This is a genomic window from Microbacterium sp. NPDC064942 (genome assembly GCF_049545525.1).
Lineage (GTDB): Bacteria > Actinomycetota > Actinomycetes > Actinomycetales > Microbacteriaceae > Microbacterium > Microbacterium gawkjiense.
Window position 1 is genome coordinate 123,578 of the sequence record NZ_JBMWDR010000002.1, and the last position, 19,258, is coordinate 142,835.

21 protein-coding genes are annotated in these 19,258 nt (G+C 71.6%); 17 read left to right on the plus strand and 4 right to left on the minus strand.

What is annotated here, in order from left to right; translation table 11 throughout:
* The first annotated feature begins 32 nt into the window (after positions 1 to 32).
* Positions 33 to 335, plus strand: coding sequence for a DUF1540 domain-containing protein (locus ACPEH2_RS04945; protein ID WP_423718338.1), 303 nt, complete (start codon positions 33 to 35; stop codon positions 333 to 335).
* 22 nt (positions 336 to 357) lie between these two features.
* Here ACPEH2_RS04945 and ACPEH2_RS04950 read toward each other — a convergent pair whose 3' ends face one another.
* Positions 358 to 1,167 (minus strand): hypothetical protein, encoded by an 810-nt coding sequence (locus tag ACPEH2_RS04950; protein ID WP_423718339.1) that lies wholly within the window; start codon positions 1,165 to 1,167, stop codon positions 358 to 360.
* A complete protein-coding gene (locus tag ACPEH2_RS04955; RefSeq protein WP_253034560.1) occupies positions 1,167 to 1,538 on the minus strand; it encodes a hypothetical protein in 372 nt (123 codons plus the stop codon). Before ACPEH2_RS04955 ends, ACPEH2_RS04950 begins: the two co-directional genes overlap by 1 nt.
* A gap of 92 nt (positions 1,539 to 1,630) precedes the next feature.
* On the opposite strand from ACPEH2_RS04955, the gene ACPEH2_RS04960 reads away from it, so the two are divergent.
* The 4 genes from ACPEH2_RS04960 to ACPEH2_RS04975 all read left to right on the plus strand — a co-directional run bounded on the left by ACPEH2_RS04960 (position 1,631) and on the right by ACPEH2_RS04975 (position 4,982).
* On the plus strand, positions 1,631 to 2,170 hold the full coding sequence (locus ACPEH2_RS04960; RefSeq protein ID WP_253034561.1) for a YaeQ family protein: 540 nt from the start codon (positions 1,631 to 1,633) through the stop codon (positions 2,168 to 2,170).
* A gap of 90 nt (positions 2,171 to 2,260) precedes the next feature.
* Entirely contained in the window at positions 2,261 to 2,740 is a 480-nt protein-coding gene (locus tag ACPEH2_RS04965; protein ID WP_423718340.1) for a transporter substrate-binding domain-containing protein, read from the plus strand.
* Positions 2,737 to 3,717, plus strand: a complete 981-nt coding sequence (locus ACPEH2_RS04970) for a cation transporter (RefSeq protein ID WP_423718341.1) — start codon at positions 2,737 to 2,739, stop codon at positions 3,715 to 3,717. The genes ACPEH2_RS04965 and ACPEH2_RS04970 overlap by 4 nt, the downstream gene beginning before the upstream one ends.
* Positions 3,718 to 3,875: 158 nt before the next feature.
* A complete protein-coding gene (locus ACPEH2_RS04975; protein ID WP_366213959.1) occupies positions 3,876 to 4,982 on the plus strand; it encodes a fatty acid desaturase family protein in 1,107 nt (368 codons plus the stop codon).
* Positions 4,983 to 4,991: 9 nt separating this feature from the next.
* Here the strand turns inward: ACPEH2_RS04975 and ACPEH2_RS04980 are convergent, their stop codons facing one another.
* Positions 4,992 to 5,567 carry a nitroreductase family protein gene (locus tag ACPEH2_RS04980; protein WP_359920933.1) on the minus strand — a complete coding sequence of 192 codons (576 nt, stop codon included), beginning with the start codon at positions 5,565 to 5,567 and terminating at the stop codon, positions 4,992 to 4,994.
* Between the two features lie 144 nt (positions 5,568 to 5,711).
* On the opposite strand from ACPEH2_RS04980, the gene ACPEH2_RS04985 reads away from it, so the two are divergent.
* The 7 genes from ACPEH2_RS04985 (at position 5,712) to ACPEH2_RS05015 (ending at position 12,220) form a co-directional block, all read left to right on the plus strand.
* Positions 5,712 to 7,271, plus strand: a complete 1,560-nt coding sequence (locus tag ACPEH2_RS04985; protein ID WP_423718342.1) for a carboxyl transferase domain-containing protein — start codon at positions 5,712 to 5,714, stop codon at positions 7,269 to 7,271.
* Positions 7,271 to 9,235, plus strand: a complete 1,965-nt coding sequence (locus ACPEH2_RS04990) for an acetyl-CoA carboxylase biotin carboxylase subunit (protein WP_423718343.1) — start codon at positions 7,271 to 7,273, stop codon at positions 9,233 to 9,235. The genes ACPEH2_RS04985 and ACPEH2_RS04990 overlap by 1 nt, the downstream gene beginning before the upstream one ends.
* Positions 9,232 to 9,723: a MaoC family dehydratase gene (locus ACPEH2_RS04995; protein ID WP_217529648.1), complete on the plus strand. Its 492-nt coding sequence runs from the start codon at positions 9,232 to 9,234 to the stop codon at positions 9,721 to 9,723. Before ACPEH2_RS04990 ends, ACPEH2_RS04995 begins: the two co-directional genes overlap by 4 nt.
* Positions 9,720 to 10,511, plus strand: coding sequence for an HpcH/HpaI aldolase/citrate lyase family protein (locus ACPEH2_RS05000; RefSeq protein WP_423718344.1), 792 nt, complete (start codon positions 9,720 to 9,722; stop codon positions 10,509 to 10,511). The genes ACPEH2_RS04995 and ACPEH2_RS05000 overlap by 4 nt, the downstream gene beginning before the upstream one ends.
* Positions 10,508 to 11,083 (plus strand): TetR/AcrR family transcriptional regulator, encoded by a 576-nt coding sequence (locus ACPEH2_RS05005; protein WP_311860458.1) that lies wholly within the window; start codon positions 10,508 to 10,510, stop codon positions 11,081 to 11,083. Before ACPEH2_RS05000 ends, ACPEH2_RS05005 begins: the two co-directional genes overlap by 4 nt.
* A gap of 130 nt (positions 11,084 to 11,213) precedes the next feature.
* Positions 11,214 to 11,909, plus strand: coding sequence for an SDR family oxidoreductase (locus ACPEH2_RS05010; protein ID WP_423718346.1), 696 nt, complete (start codon positions 11,214 to 11,216; stop codon positions 11,907 to 11,909).
* Between the two features lie 2 nt (positions 11,910 to 11,911).
* The gene (locus tag ACPEH2_RS05015) at positions 11,912 to 12,220 is read left to right on the plus strand and encodes a hypothetical protein (RefSeq protein ID WP_423718347.1); all 309 of its coding nucleotides are present in this window, start codon (positions 11,912 to 11,914) and stop codon (positions 12,218 to 12,220) included.
* 203 nt (positions 12,221 to 12,423) lie between these two features.
* Here ACPEH2_RS05015 and ACPEH2_RS05020 read toward each other — a convergent pair whose 3' ends face one another.
* A complete protein-coding gene (locus ACPEH2_RS05020; protein ID WP_359920917.1) occupies positions 12,424 to 13,593 on the minus strand; it encodes an ROK family transcriptional regulator in 1,170 nt (389 codons plus the stop codon).
* Between the two features lie 93 nt (positions 13,594 to 13,686).
* On the opposite strand from ACPEH2_RS05020, the gene xylA reads away from it, so the two are divergent.
* The 5 genes from xylA (at position 13,687) to ACPEH2_RS05045 (ending at position 19,256) form a co-directional block, all read left to right on the plus strand.
* Positions 13,687 to 14,874 carry a xylose isomerase gene (xylA, locus tag ACPEH2_RS05025; protein ID WP_217529638.1) on the plus strand — a complete coding sequence of 396 codons (1,188 nt, stop codon included), beginning with the start codon at positions 13,687 to 13,689 and terminating at the stop codon, positions 14,872 to 14,874.
* Between the two features lies 1 nt (position 14,875).
* Positions 14,876 to 16,276, plus strand: a complete 1,401-nt coding sequence (xylB, locus tag ACPEH2_RS05030) for a xylulokinase (RefSeq protein ID WP_366213671.1) — start codon at positions 14,876 to 14,878, stop codon at positions 16,274 to 16,276.
* On the plus strand, positions 16,273 to 16,974 hold the full coding sequence (locus ACPEH2_RS05035; protein WP_423718349.1) for a ThuA domain-containing protein: 702 nt from the start codon (positions 16,273 to 16,275) through the stop codon (positions 16,972 to 16,974). Before xylB ends, ACPEH2_RS05035 begins: the two co-directional genes overlap by 4 nt.
* The gene (locus ACPEH2_RS05040; protein WP_423718351.1) at positions 16,953 to 18,047 is read left to right on the plus strand and encodes a Gfo/Idh/MocA family protein; all 1,095 of its coding nucleotides are present in this window, start codon (positions 16,953 to 16,955) and stop codon (positions 18,045 to 18,047) included. Before ACPEH2_RS05035 ends, ACPEH2_RS05040 begins: the two co-directional genes overlap by 22 nt.
* A gap of 225 nt (positions 18,048 to 18,272) precedes the next feature.
* A complete protein-coding gene (locus ACPEH2_RS05045) occupies positions 18,273 to 19,256 on the plus strand; it encodes an ABC transporter permease (protein ID WP_217529632.1) in 984 nt (327 codons plus the stop codon).
* Positions 19,257 to 19,258 lie beyond the last annotated feature (2 nt).

The window sequence follows — 19,258 nt, forward strand, 5'->3', positions numbered from 1 at the left end:
ACCCTCGAACCACCACGACCCTGGAGGCTTCCATGAGCATGACCCTCGACGACCTGCCCCGCGTGTCCGAGTGCAACGCCCTCGGCTGCTCCTACAACGACCACTCGCACTGCCACGCCGCGGCGGTGACGATCGGCGGCGCCCCCGGTGATGCCGAGTGCGCGACCTTCATCCCGCTCGGCACGAAGGGTGGACTCGACAAGGTCGTCAGCCACGTCGGCGCCTGTCAGCGCTCGGAGTGCGTCTTCAACTCGTCGCTCGAGTGCACGGCATCTGCTGTCCGCGTCGGACCCGCAGCCGAGTCCGCCGACTGCCTCACCTACCAGGCGGCCTGACGACGTCGGACGGCCGAGGCGGTCAGTTCGTCGCCTCGGCGGTCGGCGCGTCCGCGGAGAACACCTCGATGACACCGTCGCCGGCCACGAACTGCAGGCGCGTCCCCTCGGCGAACCTCTCCCGCAGCGCCGACGGCGCCTCGGGCCCGACGACGAAGGTGGCGGTGACGGAGAACGGCTCGACGCTGCATCCGCCGTATCCGCCCCACACGCTGCCCTCTTCGCCCGAGGGCTCCCACGCCTGTGGTGGGAGCAACTGCATGCACCGGGTCACACCCGTACCGGTCGGCATGGATCCGACGACGGGGGTGATCTCGCCGATCGGCTCGAACACGACGCCGTCGGCGGTGCCGCCGAGGTATCCGTCCGGCCATCCGCGGTCCTGATCCTCCGTCAGGGTCGCGACGTGCCGGATGTCGGTCCCGGGCGCGACGGATGCCGCCGTCCACACCGGACGGCTCGTCACGGCCGCCGTCACTCCGACCGCCAGGGTCGCCGCCATCGCGAGCGACCCGACCCAGGCGAGACCCCTCAGGCGTCGACGCCCACGTTCGTCGGCTGCGCGCTCTGCCTTGCGCGGGGGCGCCGCGAAGGCGCGTGCGGCGTCCGCGGGGGAGACCGGCGGCAGCGGGGGAACCTCGGGGTGCGGCGTCGAAGCACGAACGGATGCGGGCACTTGGTCGACGACGGGCGGGTGATCCCGCTCCCGCCGCGCACGGCCTTCGAGCTCTTCCAGCCGCCGGCGCGCGGCGTCGTCGCCGGCCAGGCCGTCGCCCGGGCCGTAGGCCCGTGCCTGCAGCGCGCGGAGCTCGGACTGCAGGCTCTCGTCCATCAGAGACCGAGCGCTTCGGGATCGACCGAGCCGGCTTCGACCTCGACCTCTGTGAGCGACTTCGTCTGCAGGAACGTGCAGAGGGTCGACACCATGGCGAGCTCGGCGGACAGCTCGAGGGTGCGCCCGGCATCCATCTTCAGGTCGGTTTCGCGCGCCTCGAACGTGATGCCCCAGTGGATGGACCCCAGCGGCTCGGGCTGGAGATAGGTCAGGGTCATCGAGTCGAGCAGGTTGAGGGCGATGAGGCCCGTGTCGCGGCCGTCGGCGCCGTCCTGGGGAATGACCTTCACGCGCTCGCTGATCGAGTAACCCAGCGCGGCGAACTCCTCGAGCCACTGCTCGAGCATCTCCTGGCTGTGGAACGGCATGCGCGTGGCTCCTCGCTCTGGATCGCCGGTCGGGATGCGACCATTATGTCCCGTGACCGCGTCACGGGGCATCCCGGGCCTAGGCTCGACGGATGGCCATCGGATCCACGATGCACACCTTCACCGTGCAACTCGCCGACGTCGACCGCGGCGTCTACGAGGAACTCTCGCTCCGCCTCGCGCGGCACCCGTCCGAGACGGCGGCGAACGTCCTGCTGCGCGTGCTCGCGTACTCCCTCGAATACGAGGAGGGGATCGCGTTCAGCGAGGGCATCGCCGCGACGGATGAACCGGCCGTCCTCGTCCGCGACGCGACGGGACGCCTGACGGCGTGGATCGAGGTGGGGGCTCCGGATGCCGCGCGACTCCACACCGGCAGCAAGGCGGCCGGCCGCGTGGCCGTGTACACGCACCGCGAGCCGAACCGCCTGGCCCAGGCGTGGGCGGGCAAGACCATCCACCGCGGCGCCGACATCCCGCTCTACAGCTTCGAGAAGGACTTCGTCGAGGATGCGGCATCCGCTCTCGAGCGACGCAACGCCGTCACGGTGTCCGTGACCGAGCGTCAGCTCTACCTCGACGTCAACGGGCGCTCGTCGTCGTCGCCGATCGCCGAGCAGCCGGTCGGCTGACCTTCCGCCGCGGTTCCGTCGACCGCGCGGCTGTCAACCCCGGTGAGGGCGGTTCGGGCGCCTCTCTAGGGTGACGCCGAGGAGGTTCGGATGTCACGTCGAGCGCAGGCGGCCGTCGCCGCATCCTTCATCGTCGCCCTGGGGCTCGTGGGCTGCGGGGTCCGACCCGCCGACACCGACGGCACGCTGGATCGCGTGACGGAGAGCGGCGTGCTGCGGGCGGGGGTGACCGAGAACCCGCCGTGGACCTCGACCGGCGACGGCCGGGCGTCCGGAAGCGAGGTCGCGCTCCTCGAGCGGTTCGCGGCGCGGCACGACGCCGCCGTCGAGTGGCGCGCGGGCACCGAGGAGGTCCTCGTCGACGCGCTCCACGCCGGGAGCCTCGATGTCGTCGTGGGCGGACTCACCGACGCGACGCCGTGGAAGGATGACGCGGCGGTCACGGATGTGTATCGCGAGACGACGAGTCCCTCGGGCGAGGTCGAGAAGCACGTCATGCTGACGCGAGCGGGCGAGAACGGATTCCTGATGGAGCTCGAGGTGTTCCTGCGCGAGGAGGCCCGCGGATGAGGCGCGACGCGCTCCGGGACGGCCTGGACGACGACGGTCGACGCGCACTGCGCGGCGCCGTGCGCATGGAGTGGGCGACGATCGCCTTCCTCGCCGTCGCGATCCCCGTCGTCGGCGTCGTGACCGGCAGTTCGCAGGCGATGCGCGCTGCGTGGGTCGAGGACATGCTCTCGCTCGCGCCGCCCCTCGCCTTCCTCGTCGCCGTGCGGGTCATGGCGCGCGCCGCGAACCCGCGCTACCCCTACGGCTACTTCCGCTCGGTCGGGGTCGCCCACCTCGTGGCCGGAGTGGCGTTGTTCGCCATGGGATCGTTCCTCCTGGTCGACTCCGCGCTGACCCTCGTCCGCGGCGAGCGCCCGCCCATCGGCTCGGTCGACGTGTTCGGCCAGTCTGTGTGGCTCGGCTGGTTCATGATGGCCGTCATGGCGGCGACGATCCCGCTCCCCATCTGGTTCGGGCGGGTCAAGATGCGGCTCGCGCGGCAGCTGCACAACAAGGTGCTCTATGCCGACGCCGACATGAACAAGGCGGACTGGATGACGGCGGTCGGCTCGATCGTCGGGGTCGGTGGCATCGGTCTCGGGATCTGGTGGGCGGATGCGGCGGCGGCGATCTTCATCTCGGGCAGCATCCTCTGGGACGGCGTGAAGAACACGAAGGGCGCGATCACCGACCTCATGGACACACGGGCGACCACCTTCGACGACGCGAAGCCGCATCCCGACATCGACCGGATCCATGACCACCTGTCGTCGCTGCGCTGGATCGACGAGATGCGCACCCGCACCCGCGATCAGGGTCAGTTCTTCCACGTCGAGGCCTTCGTCCGGCCGCGGAAGGGGCGGATGCCGCGGCTCGCGGAGATCGAGCAGGCGCAGGCCGAGTGCCGTGGACTGGACTGGAAGATGCACGACGTCGTCATCGTACCGGTGCGCACCTTCCCCGAGACCGCGTCCGCGCGCTCGGGGGAGAGCTGAGCGGCTGGACCTGGGCGCCCCCTGGCAGTCGCGTGGGTATCGCCGATGCATGCCGCAACCGCGATGCCCTTCCCCGTAGCGTGGCCCTCAAGTGATCGGCATCCGTCAGTTGCTTCCTCTCCGCCGCAGCGGACACCCGATTCCGAGCAGGTGCCCCCATCGCTTCATCCGTCGCCGAGTCACGTCTCGGTCCCGTCCGTCAGACCTATTCCGGAACAGCGCAGTTCCCTCCGATGGCGAAGGCGTTCACCGACGTCTCGCGCATCGTCCGCGAGACGGGGCTGCTGCGCCGCACGCCGATCTTCTACCTCATGGTCGGCGCCGCGCTGGCTCTCGCCTTCGGCGGAGCCGTCACCGGTTTCATCCTTCTCGGCGACAGCTGGTTCCAGCTGCTCATCGCGGGGGCGCTCGGCATCATCTTCACGCAGGTCGCGTTCCTCGCCCACGAGGCCGCGCACCGTCAGATCCTGAGCTCCGGCCCCGGCAACGACCGTCTCGCCCGCATCCTCGCCGCGGGCGTCGTCGGCATCAGCTACGCCTGGTGGACCGGCAAGCACACGCGTCACCACGCCAACCCGAACCGTGTCGGCAAGGACCCCGACATCGAGATCGACACGATCTCGTTCATCGAGACGGATGCCGCATCGGCCCGCGGCCTGCGCCGCGCGATCACGAAGCGTCAGGGGTGGCTCTTCTTCCCGCTGCTCACGCTCGAGGGGCTGAACCTCCACTACCTCGGACTGAAGTACCTGTTCACCGAGAAGGACGTCAAGGGGCGCTGGCTCGAGATCGGCATGATCGCCCTCCGCCTGGCCGTCGTGATCGTCCCGGTGTTCCTGCTGCTGCCGCTCGGCATGGCGTTCGCCTTCCTCGGCGTCCAGCTCGCCGTGTTCGGCGTCTACATGGGGGCGTCCTTCGCCCCGAACCACAAGGGGATGCCGGTGATCGCCCCCGACGCCAAGCTCGACTTCTTCAGCAAGCAGGTGCGCACGTCGCGCAACATCCGCGGCGGCTGGTGGGCGACGTGGCTCATGGGCGGTCTGAACTACCAGGTCGAGCACCACCTCTTCCCGAACATGCCCCGCCCCGCTCTGTCGAAGGCGCGCGAGATCGTTCGCGAGCACTGCGCGACGCTGGGTGTGCCCTACACCGAGACGAGCCTCGGCCGGTCGTACGCGATCGTCATCGATTACCTCAACCGGGTGGGTCTGGCCGCGCGCGACCCGTTCGACTGCCCCGCAGCCGCGACGATGCGTCGCGGCTGACGCCGCACGTCAGCGCGGCAGAGCGCCGAGGAACGGCTCGGGATCGAGCGGTTTCCTCGGCGCTGCGTCGATCCGGGCGCGCAGGTCGGGGTCGATGCTGCCGACGTAGAGCCACCCCATGAGCAGTTCGTCGTCCGCGAGTCCGTGCAGCGCGCGGACCTCGGGGGAGTTCACGAGCAGCCCCGTCCGCCACATGACGCCCCACCCCGCGCGCCAGAGCGCGAGCTCGAGCAGGTGCGCTGCGCCTGCGGCGGTCGCCTGCTGCTCCCAGACGGGGACGGCGGGGTGCGGCTTCGGGCTCGCGACGACGGCGATGAGGAGGTCGGCGCGGAAGGGCTTGCCGTTGCGGTCACCCGGTTCGCGTTCCACTCCGGCGGCGGCGTCGAGCGCCTCGCCCAGGCGTGCGCGGTCGTCGCCGCGGAGGGTGATGAGACGCCAGGGTCGCAGCGCCTTGTGGTCGGCGACGGGGGTGACGGCGGCGAGCAGGTCGCGCAGGTCGTCGTCGGTGGGCGCGCCCGGCCCGACCTTCGCGAGCGACCGCCGCATCGCCATCGCCTGCAGCACGGGGTCGTCGAATGTCGTCATCCGTCCATCCTGGCCGCTCCCGGTGCGGGTGTCGCTGCGAGCGATCCTCGAGGCCTGACCCTACCGAAGCGGCGATCGCGGTGTTATCGTTCCTTCGGTTAGCGAACGTTAACTGAAGCATTCTCTTCGGAGGTGCCGTCGACGATGACAGCCCCCACGTATCCCGACCTGATCGCCGAGCTCGAGCGTCGCCGCGCGGACGCCGCGCGCGGTGGCCCCGAGCGGGCCCGGGAGCGCCACACGGCGCGCGGCAAACTCCTCGCCCGCGACCGCGTCGACACGCTGCTCGATCCGGGCAGCCCGTTCCTCGAGGTCGGGGCGCTCGCGGGGCTCGACCTGTACGACGACGAGTGTCCCGCCGGTGGTGTCGTCGCGGGGGTGGGGCTTGTCCACGGTCGCCACGTCATGGTCGTCGCGAACGACGCGACGGTGAAGGGCGGCACCTACTACCCGATCACCGTCAAGAAGCACCTGCGCGCGCAGGAGATCGCGGCCGAGAACCGGCTGCCGTGCATCTATCTCGTCGACTCGGGCGGCGCGTTCCTGCCGATGCAGGACGAGGTCTTCCCCGACCGCGACCACTTCGGGCGCATCTTCTACAACCAGGCCCGGATGTCGCGCAACGGCATCCCTCAGATCGCCGCCGTGCTCGGCTCGTCGACCGCCGGCGGCGCGTACGTGCCCGCGATGAGCGACGAGACCGTCATCGTGCGCAACCAGGGGACGATCTTCCTCGGCGGACCGCCGCTCGTGAAGGCGGCGACCGGCGAGGTGGTCTCGGCCGAGGACCTCGGCGGCGGCGACCTGCACACGAAGGTCTCGGGCGTCACCGACCACCTCGCCGAGAATGACGAGCACGCGCTGCAGATCGTCCGCGACATCGTCGCGACCCTCCCCGCCCCGGCACCCCTGCGCGAGCAGCCCGAGCCGGTCACCCCACCCGCGGCCGATCCGGCCACGCTCGCGGACGTCGTCCCCGTCGAACTCACGACGCCCTACGACGCCCGCGAGATCGTCGACCGGATCGTCGACGGCGGCTCGTGGCACGAGTTCAAACGCGAGTACGGCGAGACGCTCGTGACCGGGTTCGCGCGCCTGCACGGGCACCGGGTGGGCGTGCTCGCGAACAACGGTGTCCTGTTCGGGGAGTCGGCGCTGAAGGGCGCGCATTTCATCGAGCTGTGCGACCAGCGCGGCATCCCGCTCGTCTTCCTGCAGAACATCACGGGCTTCATGGTCGGCCGCGAGTACGAGTCGGCCGGCATCGCCAAGCACGGCGCGAAGATGGTCAACGCCGTCGCCTGCGCGTCGGTGCCCAAACTCACTGTCGTCGTCGGCGGATCGTTCGGCGCCGGGACCTACTCGATGTGCGGGCGGGCCTATTCACCGCGGTTCCTGTGGCTGTGGCCCGGGGCGCGGGTGTCGGTCATGGGCGGTCCGCAGGCGGCATCCGTCCTCTCCACCGTCCGCCGCGAGCAGATCGAAGCGCGCGGTGAGGAGTGGTCGGCGGACGACGAGGCGGCGTTCCAGGCGCCGATCCGTGCGCAGTACGAGGTGCAGGGCAGCCCGTACTACTCGACGGCGCGCCTCTGGGACGACGGCATCCTCGCCCCCGCCGAGACGCGCGACGCCCTCGGCCTCGCCCTGAACGTCTGCCTGCGGGCCCCCTTCGACGCGCCGGGCTACGGCGTCTTCCGGATGTGATGCGCATGTTCTCCACCGTCCTGGTCGCGAACCGCGGCGAGATCGCCTGCCGCGTCATCCGCACACTGCGGGAGCTCGGCATCCGCTCGGTCGCCGTCTACAGCGACGCGGATGCCGGGGCCCGCCACGTCGCGCTCGCCGACGAGGCCGTGCGGCTCGGGCCCGCGCCCGCCGCGCAGAGCTACCTCGACATCGACGCGGTGATCGCCGCGGCCCGAGCGACGGGGGCCGAGGCGATCCACCCCGGTTACGGGTTCCTATCCGAGAACACCGCCTTCGCGGCGGCGTGCGAGCGGGCCGGGATCGTGTTCATCGGGCCGAGCGCCGACGCGATCCGCACGATGGGCGACAAGATCGCCGCGAAGCACGCCGTCGAAGCGCGCGGCGTACCCACGGTGCCCGGCGTCGCGCGAGCCGGTATGGCCGACGACGAACTCATCGCCGCGGCGCCCGAGGTCGGCTATCCGCTGCTCATCAAGCCGTCCGCGGGCGGCGGGGGCAAGGGGATGCACGTCGTGACGGATGCCGCGGCCCTCCCGGCCGCGCTCGCCGCCGCCCGGCGCGAAGCGGGCGCGAGCTTCGGCGACGACACCCTGTTCCTCGAACGCTACGTCGACACCCCGCGGCACATCGAGGTGCAGGTGCTCGCCGATGCGCACGGCAACGTCGTGCACCTGGGCGAGCGGGAGTGCTCGCTGCAGCGTCGGCACCAGAAAGTCATCGAAGAGGCGCCGTCGCCGCTGCTCGACGAGGCGACCCGCGCGCGCATCGGGCAGGCCGCGTGCGAGACCGCGCGGAGCGTCGACTACCGAGGTGCGGGGACGGTCGAGTTCATCGTGGCGGCGGACCGCCCCGACGAGTTCTTCTTCATGGAGATGAACACCCGCCTGCAGGTCGAGCACCCCGTCACCGAGGAGGTCACCGGCATCGACCTCGTCGCGGCGCAGCTGCGGATCGCCGCGGGGGAGCCGCTCGGGTTCGGGCAGGACGACGTCGTGCTCACGGGGCACAGCATCGAGGCGCGGGTGTACGCGGAGGATCCCGCGGCGGGCTTCCTGCCGACCGGCGGGCGCGTCGTGCGGGTCATGCACCCGGTGGGCCCCGGCATCCGGGTCGACAGCGCCCTCGCCGACGGGCTCGACGTGTCGGTCGACTACGACCCCATGCTCGCGAAGGTCATCGCCACGGGCCGGACCCGCGACGACGCGCGACGCCGGCTCGTCGCCGCCCTCGGCGACACCGCGGTGCTCGGGTTCGAGACGAACCTCTCGTTCCTGCGCGCGCTGCTCGAGCTGCCGGCGGTGGCGGCGGGCGAGCTCGACACGGGGCTCATCGCCCGCGAGCTCGACGGGCTCGTCGCGACGGGCGATCCGGACGACGTGTTCGTCGAGGCGGCGCTGCTGCTCGACGCCGCCGTCCCCCGCGGGGACGATCCGTGGCACCGGGCGGACGGGTGGCGTCTGGGTCCACCCGCGCCGCGGCGGTACCGGCTGGCGGCCGGCGGCGAGGAGCGCGCGGTCGAGCTCGTCGGCGACCGGGTGATCGTCGACGGGACGGAGGTCGCGGCGTCCGTCCGGGACCTCGGCGACCGGTTCGCGGTGCGGGTCGGCGATCGCAGCGCCACGGTCGTCGCGGCCGTCCAGGGCGACGCCCTGTGGCTCTCGCGCGGCGGACGCGCGCGCGAGGTGCGCCGGGTGAGCCTCGACCACCGCCGCGACGCGGATGCGTCGGCCGTGCCCGAGCTCGTCTCGCCCATGCCGGGCGTCGTCGTGATGACGTCGGTCGCCGACGGCGCGGTGGTGTCGGCCGGTGACGCCGTGGTCGTCGTCGAGGCGATGAAGATGGAGCATGTCGTCCGGGCCGAGGTCGCCGGTACGGTGGCGCTGCGGGTCGCGACGGGCGACAGCGTGGGCCGCGGGCAGACGCTCGCCGTCGTGATCCCGACGCAGGAGGAGGACGCATGAGTGAGGACGTGCCCCGGCGCATCGTGCAGCGCGGGCTGTACTTCGACGAGCTGGAGGAGGGCGCCGTCTACGTGCACAGCCCCGGCCGCACCGTGACCGAGGCCGACAACGTGCTGTTCACCACGCTGACGATGAACACGCAGTCGTTGCACCTGGATGCCGCGTGGGCCGAGCAGACCGAGTTCGGCGAGCGGCTGGTCAACAGCATGTTCACCCTGTCGACGCTCGTCGGCCTGTCGGTCGCGCAGCTCACGCAGGGGACGATCGTCGCGAACCTCGGCTTCTCGGAGGTCACCTTCCCCGCCCCCGTGCGGCACGGCGACACGCTCTACGCTGAGACCGTCGTCGCGTCGAAGCGCGCGTCGACGTCGCGCCCCGGGCAGGGGATCGTCGAGTTCGTGCACACGATGCGCAACCAGCACGACCAGGTCGTCGCGACCGCACGTCGGTCGACGCTCATGCGGATGTCGCCGGAGGCCGCGGCATGAGCCTCGGCCCCGCGCTCCTGTTCTGCCCCGCCGACCGTCCCGAGCGGTACGCGAAGGCGCTCGCCGCCGCCGACACCGTGATCCTCGACCTCGAGGACGCCGTCGCGCCGGAGGGCAAAGCGGGCGCGCGGACGGCGCTCGCGGCGGCGGACGTCGACGCCGATCGCGTGATCGTGCGGGTGAACCCGGCATCCACTCCCGAACTCGCGCACGATCTCGCGGCTCTGCAGGGCACGCCGTTCCGTCGGCTGATGCTCGCGAAGGCCGAGGAGACGGCCGAGGCCGACGCGCTCGAGGGGTACCGGGTCATCGCGCTCTGCGAGACGCCGCGCGGCGTCGAGAACGCGGGCGCGCTGGCGCGGCATCCGCTCGTCGACGCACTCATGTGGGGCGCCGAGGACCTGGTCGCCGGCATCGGGGGACGCTCGAGCCGATTCGACGATGGTCGCTACCGCGACGTCGCTCGGTACGCGCGCTCGCGGGTGCTGATCGCCGCCGCGGCGGCGGGGATCGACGCGATCGACGCCGTGCACCTCGACATCGCCGACACCGCCGGGCTCGAGGACGAGGCGCGGGATGCCGCGGCCTCGGGGTTCGCGGCGACCGCCTGCATCCATCCCTCCCAGGTCGAGGTCATCCGCCGTGCCTACGCGGCGACCCCCGACGAGGTCGAGTGGGCCGAGGCGGTGCTCGACGAGGCGACGCGGCAGCCCGGGGTGTTCCGGTTCCGCGGACGGATGATCGACGAGCCCGTGCTGAGACAGGCGCGGCGGACCCTGTCGCGATGACGACCTGGCGGGCGACGCAGAAGGCGAACCGGCGGGCCGAGCTGATGGCGTCGGCCGCGCGGCTGTTCGCCGAGCGCGGCTTCGCCGCCGTCTCGACCGCCGACCTCGGCGACGCCGTCGGCATGAGCGGTCCGGCGCTGTATCGGCACTTCGCGAGCAAGGAGGCGCTGCTCTGCGACCTGCTGCTCGACGCGAGCGAGCGGCTCCTCGAGGGTGGGCGCGCGCTGACGGCCTCGGGCGGGGACCCGCGGCAGGTGTTCGAGGCGCTCATCGCGTTCCACCTCGAGTTCGCCACGAGCGACGCGGACGTCATCCGGGTGCAGGACCGGGAGCTCGCCAACCTGCCGGCGGACGTCAACCAGCAGGTGCGGCGGCTGCAGCGCGAGTACGTGCGGGAGTGGGACAGGCCGTTCGCGGCGCTCCGCCCCGACCTCGCCGACGCCGAGCGCGAGACGCGGCTGCTCGCCGCCTTCGGCCTGCTGAACTCGACCCCGCACTCGGCCGCGCCGAGCGCAGACCGGGCGGGCGGCATCCTGGCCGGCATGGCCCGGCGCGCGCTGCTGGGCGACTGAGGCGGCGCGCCGGTTCGTCGGTTCGCCGTGTCGGTTCGCGAGGAGATGACGGTTGTCGAGGAGGTTTTCGGCCCGATCGGTCCTCGGGAAGCCGCATCTCCTCGGGAACGTCCGATGACAGGATGAGGGGATGCCGCACACCATCGTCCTCACCGGTGCCGGATCGGGCATCGGGCAGCTCCTCGCCGAGCGCCTGACCGAGCGGGGCGACCGCCTCGTCCTCGTGGCGCGCGACGCCGACCGGGCGGAAGATCTCGCGGCCGAGCACCCCGGGGCCGCGATGATCGTCGCCGACCTCGCGCAGCCCGCATCGCTCGCCGCGGCCGTTGCGGCATCCGATCTTCCCGATGGGATCGACGCGGTCGTGCACGCGGCGGGGATCGTCGACCTCGGGCACGTCGAGGACCTCACGGTCGACTCGTGGCAGGACCAGCTCGCGGTCAACCTCGTCTCGCCCGCCGAACTCACGCGCCTGCTGCTGCCGCGCGTGCGCGCCGCGCGGGGACAGGTGGTGTTCGTGAACTCCGGTGCCGGCCTCACCGCCCACCCGCAGTGGGCCGCGTACGCCGCGTCGAAGCACGGGCTCAAGGCGCTCGCCGATGCGCTGCGCGGCGAAGAAGCCGCCCACGGCGTCCGCGTCACGACGGTCTACCCGGGTCGCACCGCGACGCCGATGCAGGCCCAGGTCCACGCGCAGGAGGGGAAGGACTACGACGCGGATGCCTGGATCCAGCCGGCATCCGTCGTCACCGCCGTGCTCACCGCCCTCGACCTGCCGCGCGACGCCGCCATCACCGACCTGTCGGTCAGACCCGGCCCCCGCTGACGATGCTCCGGACGGCGACCGTCGAGGATGCCGCGGCGCGCGACCGCGAGCCGATGTGGCGGCGGCTCGTCACCGAGGACGAGAGACCGACGGGGTTCCTGCACGTGCGGCTGGGGGAGACCGTCGAGCTGCTGAGCCTGTACGTCCTGCCCGACCTTTTCGATCGGGGGATCGGGTCGGCCCTCCACGAGCGGTTCGACGAGATACGCGGCGATCGTCCGGCGGAACGCGCGCGCGGTTGGCGGGCGACGGACCGCACGCGCGACGGCGTCGCCGGCATCCCGTTCGTCACCTGGCGTCTCGGCGACTGACGCCGTCGGCAGCGGATCCCGGGCCGTTCTCCGGATGGATCGCCTCGAGGGAGGCATTGCGGGGCACGTTCCTCGCATCCCTCCGGAGAACGGTTCGCCGTTGGTGTGCCGAGCGCAGGTTCAGTGCTGCATACGGGGGTGTCGACGCGCCCCGGGGGCATCTCACCCTGCATCCGGCACACGCGGCGAGGGCCGCGCGCCGCTCAGACGGGCTGCGGGTTCGCCAGCACGCGTTCGAAGACGGCTTCGGCGGCGCCGATGAGCAGGCGGTGATCCGCCAGGCCGGCGGGCAGGATCCGCAGGTCCTCGCCGCAGGCGGGCATCGCCTGCGCGCGCACGGCCTGCTCGAGGGCTGCGACATCGAGCCCCGCGAGCACCGCGAGGAAGCCGCCGAGCACGACGGCGGAGGGGTTCAGCACGTTCACGGCGTTCGCGAGTGCGGTGGCCAGGATGCGGCGCTGCCGCTCGACCTCTCCCGCGACCGACGGGGTGTCGATCTGCGCCGCGAGCGCGTCGCCGAGCTCGCGGTCGTCGCCGCGGCCCAGTCCCACGACCGACAGCAGTCGAGCGCGGCTGACCTCGTCCTCCAGGACGCCGTCGCGGGCCCGCCGGTCGGCGAGGGTGGCGATGCCGGGGCGGTTCTGCCCGAACTCCCCGGCGTAGCCGCCGGCGCCCACCACCGGCATCCCGTTCACGATGATGCCGCCGCCGATGCCGCTCGCACCGCCGTTGAGGTAGACCGCGTTGTCGATGCCGCTCGCGGCGCCGAAGAGGTGCTCGGCGACGGTGCCGAGGGTGGCGTCGTTGCCGACGACGACGGGGATGCCGGTGGCCGCCGCGACGACGTCGCGCAGGGGCACGTCGACCCAGCCGAGGTGCGGCGCGTCGCGGACGAGGCCGTCCTCGACCCGGACGAGCCCGGGCACGGCGAGTCCGACGCCGAGGATGCGGGCGTCCGCCAGCTCGGCTCGGCGCCAGGTCGCGATCTGCGCGGCGACGAGGTCGGCGGTCGCCTCGGGGGTGAGGAGGTGCTCCTGCGGCAGGTCGACGATGGCGCGGATGCCGCGGTCGAGCCCGACGGCGGCGATCTCGAGCGCGTCGACCTCGGGGTTGACGGCGATGGCGACGACGGCGGGGTCGACGCAGACGACGGGGGAGGGGCGGCCGACGCGGTGCGAGGGGTCGGGTGCGCGCTCGACGACGAGGCCGAACGAGACGAGGGTCGCGACGAGGTCGGCGACGGTCGACCGGTTCAGTCCGGTCGACTCGGTGAGCGCGGCGCGGGACTGCGGGCCCTCGCGGTGGACGATCCCCAGGATGCTGCCGAGGTTGGCGCGCCGGACGGATTCGACGGTTCGCCCTTGCTCGGTCACGGACCCACCATAGCCATCACGTGGGGTTTGTGGCGGCGGCGCGCCTGGTATACGTTGCTGCTAACAACAATTAATGGTTCGCGAAGGAGCGACATGGTCACCCCCACCCCCGCAGACAAGTTCAGCTTCGGCCTGTGGACCGTCGGCTACAACGGCACCGACCCCTTCGGCGGACCGACGCGACCCCCGCTCGACACCGTCCACGCCGTCGAGAAGCTCGCCGAGCTCGGCGCCTACGGCCTCACCTTCCACGACGACGACCTGTTCGCCTTCGGGTCGAGCGACGCCGAGCGCCAGCGCGAGATCGACCGCCTCAAGGGCGCCCTCGATGCGACCGGGATGATCGTCCCGATGGTCACGACCAACCTCTTCAGCGCGCCCGTGTTCAAGGACGGCGGCTTCACCGCCAACGACCGCGACGTCCGCCGCTTCGCCCTCCGCAAGGTGTTCCGCCAGCTCGACCTCGGGGCCGAGCTCGGCGCCAAGACCTTCGTCATGTGGGGCGGCCGCGAGGGCGCCGAGTACGACTCCGCGAAGGACATCCGCCAGGCGCTCGAGCGGTACCGCGAGGCCGTCAACCTGCTCGGCGACTACGTCACCGACAAGGGTTACGACATCCGCTTCGCGATCGAGCCGAAGCCGAACGAGCCGCGCGGCGACATCCTGCTGCCGACGCTGGGTCACGCGATCGCCTTCATCGACTCGCTCGAGCGGCCCGAGCTCGTCGGCCTCAACCCCGAGGTCGGTCACGAGCAGATGGCGGGCCTGAACTTCGCCGCCGGCATCGCCCAGGCGCTCTACCACGGCAAGCTCTTCCACATCGACCTCAACGGGCAGCGCGGCATCAAGTACGACCAGGACCTCGTGTTCGGCCACGGCGACCTGCACAACGCGTTCGCGCTCGTCGACCTGCTCGAGAACGGCGGCCCCGGCGGCGTGCCCGCCTACGAGGGCCCGCGCCACTTCGACTACAAGCCGAGCCGCACCGAGGACGAGACCGGCGTGTGGGAGTCGGCCGCGGCCAACATGCGCACCTACCTCCTCCTCAAGGAGCGGGCGCAGGCGTTCCGCGCCGACCCCGAGGTGCAGGAGGCCCTCGCGGCGGCCAAGGTCGATGAGCTCGCGACGCCGACCCTGAACCCGGGCGAGACGTACGAGGACTTCCTCGCGGACCGCTCCGCGTACGAGGACTTCGACCCGAGCGTCTACCTCGGCGGCAAGGGCGGCGGCTTCGTGCGGCTGCAGCAGCTGGCGACCGAGCACCTGCTGGGCGCACGCTGACGTGACGCTCGTCATGGGCGTCGACTCGTCGACGCAGTCCTGCAAGGTCGTCATCGTCGACGCCGCGACCGGGGCGGTCGTCCGCTCCGGTCGCGCGTCGCACCCCGAGGGCACGTCGGTCGATCCCGAGGCGTGGTGGACCGCGCTGCAGAGCGCGATCGCGGATGCCGGAGGCATCGACGACGTCGAGGCGTGGTCGATCGGGGGCCAGCAGCACGGCATGGTCGCGCTCGACGCGGCGGGCACGGTGGTGCGCGACGCGCTGCTGTGGAACGACACGCGCTCGGGGCAGGCGGCATCCGATCTCACGGCCGAGTTCGGCGCCGAGACGCTCGCGCAGCGCACGGGTCTGGTGCCGGTCGCCTCGTTCACGATCACGAAGCTCCGCTGGCTGCGCGACGCCGAGCCCGAGAATGCGGCGCGGGTGGCCGCGGTCGCCCTGCCGCACGACTGGCTGACGTGGCGCCTGCGCGGGTTCGGTCCCGGGAATCCGCAGCTCGACGAGCTCGTCACCGATCGCTCGGATGCCTCGGGCACCGGTTACTGGGACCCCGCGTCGGACGGCTACGACCGCGACCTGCTCGCGGCGGCGCTCGGTCACGACGCGGTGCTGCCCCGCGTGCTCGGCCCGCTCGAGTGGGTGACGGATGCCGCCGGCCGCCGCGTCGGGCCGGGTGCGGGCGACAACGCCGGCGCCGCCCTCGGCGTCGGTGCGACGGCGGGCGACGTCGTCGTGTCGATCGGTACGTCGGGCACGGTCTTCGCCGTCAGCGACACCCGGACGATCGACCCGACCGGGACGGCCGCGGGCTTCGCCGATGCGACGGGGCGGTTCCTGCCGCTCGTCGCGACGCTCAACGCGGCCCGGGTTCTCGACGCGATCGCTCGCCTGCTCGGCGTCGACCACGACGGTCTCACCGAGCTGGCGGCCGCCGCCGAGCCCGGAGCGGGCGGTGTCGTGCTCGTGCCCTGGTTCGAGGGGGAGCGCACGCCCAACCTGCCTACGGCGCGCGCGTCGCTCGACGGTCTGTCGCTCGAGAACACGACGCGGGAGAACCTCGCCCGCGCCGCCGTCGAGGGCATGCTCGCAGGCCTCGCGACGGGGCTCGAGGCGATCCGGAGCCTCGGTGTCGCCACCGAGCGGGTGCTGCTCGTGGGCGGCGCGGCGCGCAACCCCGGGGTCGCCGCCGTCGCGGCGCAGGTGTTCGACGTGCCCGTGGCCGTGCCGTCGCCGGGGGAGTACGTCGCCCAGGGCGCGGCCCGCCAGGCGGCCGCCGTGCTCGCCGGGTCGTGGCCGGAGTGGCCCGTCGAGATGGACCGGGATGCGGCATCCGACCCCCGTCCCGAAGTGCGGGAGCGCTACGACCGCGTCGCCGCGCGACGAGCTGCAGAGCTGCGGTGACGGGCCGGCGCGCGCTCATCGTCCGCGGCGGCTGGGACGGGCACCATCCCGTCGCGGCGACGGACATGTTCCGCCCGTTCCTCGCCGAGAACGGTTTCGAGGTACGCGTCGAGGAGTCCAACGAGGTCTACGCCGACGCCGCCGTGATGGCCGAGACCGCTCTCGTCGTCCAGGCGGTCACGATGTCGTCGATCTCGGATGCCGCGGTGAAAGGACTCCGCGCCGCCGTCGAGTCCGGCACCGGTCTCGCCGGCTGGCACGGCGGGATCGCCGACTCGTACCGCGGCAGCTCGGACTACCTGCAGCTCGTCGGCGGCCAGTTCGCGACCCACCCGGGCCGGCATCCCGACGAACGGCCGGGCGACGAGCGCGACAACTACCTCGACCACACCATCGAGATCACCGACCTCGGCCGACGTCACGAGATCACCGCCGGCGTCGACGACTTCGTGTTGCACTCCGAGCAGTACTGGGTGCTGCACGACGACCTCATCGACGTCCTCGCCACGACGACGCATCCGACGCAGGACTACCACCCGTGGCATCGCCCGATCGTGAGCCCGGCGGTCTGGACCCGCCTCTGGGGCGCCGGTCGCGTCTTCGTCGCCACCCCGGGCCATACCCCCGAGGTGCTGGCCGATCCGCACGTGCGGACCATCGTCGAAAGGGGACTGCTGTGGGCGGCCCGCACTCCGTAGGGATCGTCGGTCTCGGCCTCATCTCCCGTCAATACCTCGACCTGTTCGCGGCGAGCTCGTCGGCGCGGGTCGCGGCGGTGGCGGATCTCGACAGCGAGCGCGCGGCCCAGGTGGCGGCTGCCGTCCCCGGTGCCCGGGCGCTCAGCGTCGATGAGCTCATGGCCGATCCCGAGGTCGAGACGGTGCTGAACCTGACGGTGCCCGCCGCACACGCCGACATCGCCCACGCGGCGATCGCGGCCGGCAAGTCCGTGCACGGCGAGAAGCCGTTGGCCCTGCATGTCGCCGATGGACGGGCGATCCTGGATGCCGCGTCCGCCGCCGGCGTGCGGGTCACCTCGGCCCCCGACACGGTGCTCGGCACCGGCATCCAGACGGCGCGTCGGCTCGTCGACGACGGTGTCATCGGTCGGCCCATGGCGGCCAGTGCGACGTGGGTATCGCCGGGTCACGAGCTGTGGCACCCCGCGCCCGGGTTCTACTACGCGCCCGGGGGAGGACCCCTCTTCGACATGGGACCGTACTACCTCACGAGCCTCGTGCACCTGCTCGGACCGATCGTGGCCGTCACGGGTGCCGCGCGGCGCGCACGCGCGGAACGCACCATCGCGACGGGTCCTCGGGCCGGTGAGCGGATCGAGGTCGAGGTCGACACGCACGTGAGCGGGCTCCTCGAGCATGCCGGCGGCGCGGTGTCGACGATCGTGACGAGCTTCGACGCGGTCGCGACGACATCCCCGCCGATCGAGGTGCACGGCGACCGGGGATCGCTCGTCGTGCCCGACCCGAACATGTTCGACGGCGAGGTCCGGCTGAACGAGCTGGGCGGCGACGGGTGGCGTGCAGTCCCCGCCTCGGCCGGCTACGAGGGCTCCGGCCGCGGCATCGGGCTCATCGACGCCGTCGCGGCGGGCGGGCCCGGCCGCGCGAGCGGAGCGCTGGCACTCCACGTGCTCGACGCGATGGAGAGCCTGCTGCGGTCGTCGGCCGAGGGACGTCGAGTGACCCTCGACACGGCCGTCGAGAGGCCGCCGCTCGTGCCGTTGACACCCGCCGCACAGTGGTCGCGATAGCCGCGCCAACCTGCACTTTCCGCGTGAACTGAACGCCGCCCCGCCGACCGGACGGGGCGGCGTTTTCGCGTGACCGAAACGTGATGTTTGACGCTGCCCCGATCGGGCGTTATCTTCGTATCGAAGCGGTTCGACGGGTCTTCGACGGCGAACGAGGGAAGCGCTTCGATCACGAAGGAGTGAGATGTTCCGCCACATGTCCGAGCGTGCGATTCGGCGCGACCGATGACGCAACAGGCGATCGTCACCGAGGCTGCGGCCGCGACGATCGAGGAGAAGGCACCGCACCGGCCCGAGCAGCGGGTCTCGAAGAACCGGCGATCGTTCCGGATGTTCCTGTGCATCGTCCCGTTTCTCGTCCTCGTCTTCCTGTTCTCCTACTTCCCCCTCTACGGGTGGATCTACTCGCTGTACGACTACCGACCGGCCCTCGGGCTCGCGGGCAGCGACTTCGTCGGCCTGCAGTGGTTCCAGCTGCTCGTGGGATCCCCGACCCAGGTCGCCCAGGTCGGGCAGGTCGTCATCAACACGCTGGCGATCAGCTTCCTCGGGATCGCGACGTCGATCCTGCCGCTGGCCTTCGCGATCTTCCTCAACGAGATCAAGGCGCCGTGGTTCCGCAACTCGGTGCAGACGCTGACGACGCTCCCCAACTTCATCTCGTGGGTGCTCGTCTACATGATCGCCTTCTCGCTCTTCTCGAGCTCGGGCCTCGTGAACGGCATCCTCTCGGACGCGGGCCTCATCACGACGCCGGTGAAGTTCCTCGACACCGACCAGAACGTGTGGATCACGATGACGCTCTGGTCGATCTGGAAGGGGCTCGGCTGGGGCGCGATCATCTACCTCGCCGCGATCGCCGGCATCGACCAGTCGCTGTACGAGTCGGCCGAGATCGACGGCGCGGGGCGCTTCCAGAAGATGTGGTACATCACCGTCCCGCAGCTCATGCCGACCTACCTCGTGCTCCTGCTGCTGTCGATCGCGAACCTGCTCAACAACGGGATGGAGCAGTACTTCGTGTTCCAGAACGCCTTCAACAAGGACTACATCCAGGTGCTCGACCTGTACGTCTACAACATCGGCATGACGGGCAACAACCTGTCGATGGCGACGGCGATCGGCATGTTGAAGAGCCTCATCTCCGTCATCCTCCTGTTCACCGTCAACGGGATCGCCAAGCGCGTGCGCGGCGAATCCATCGTCTGAGT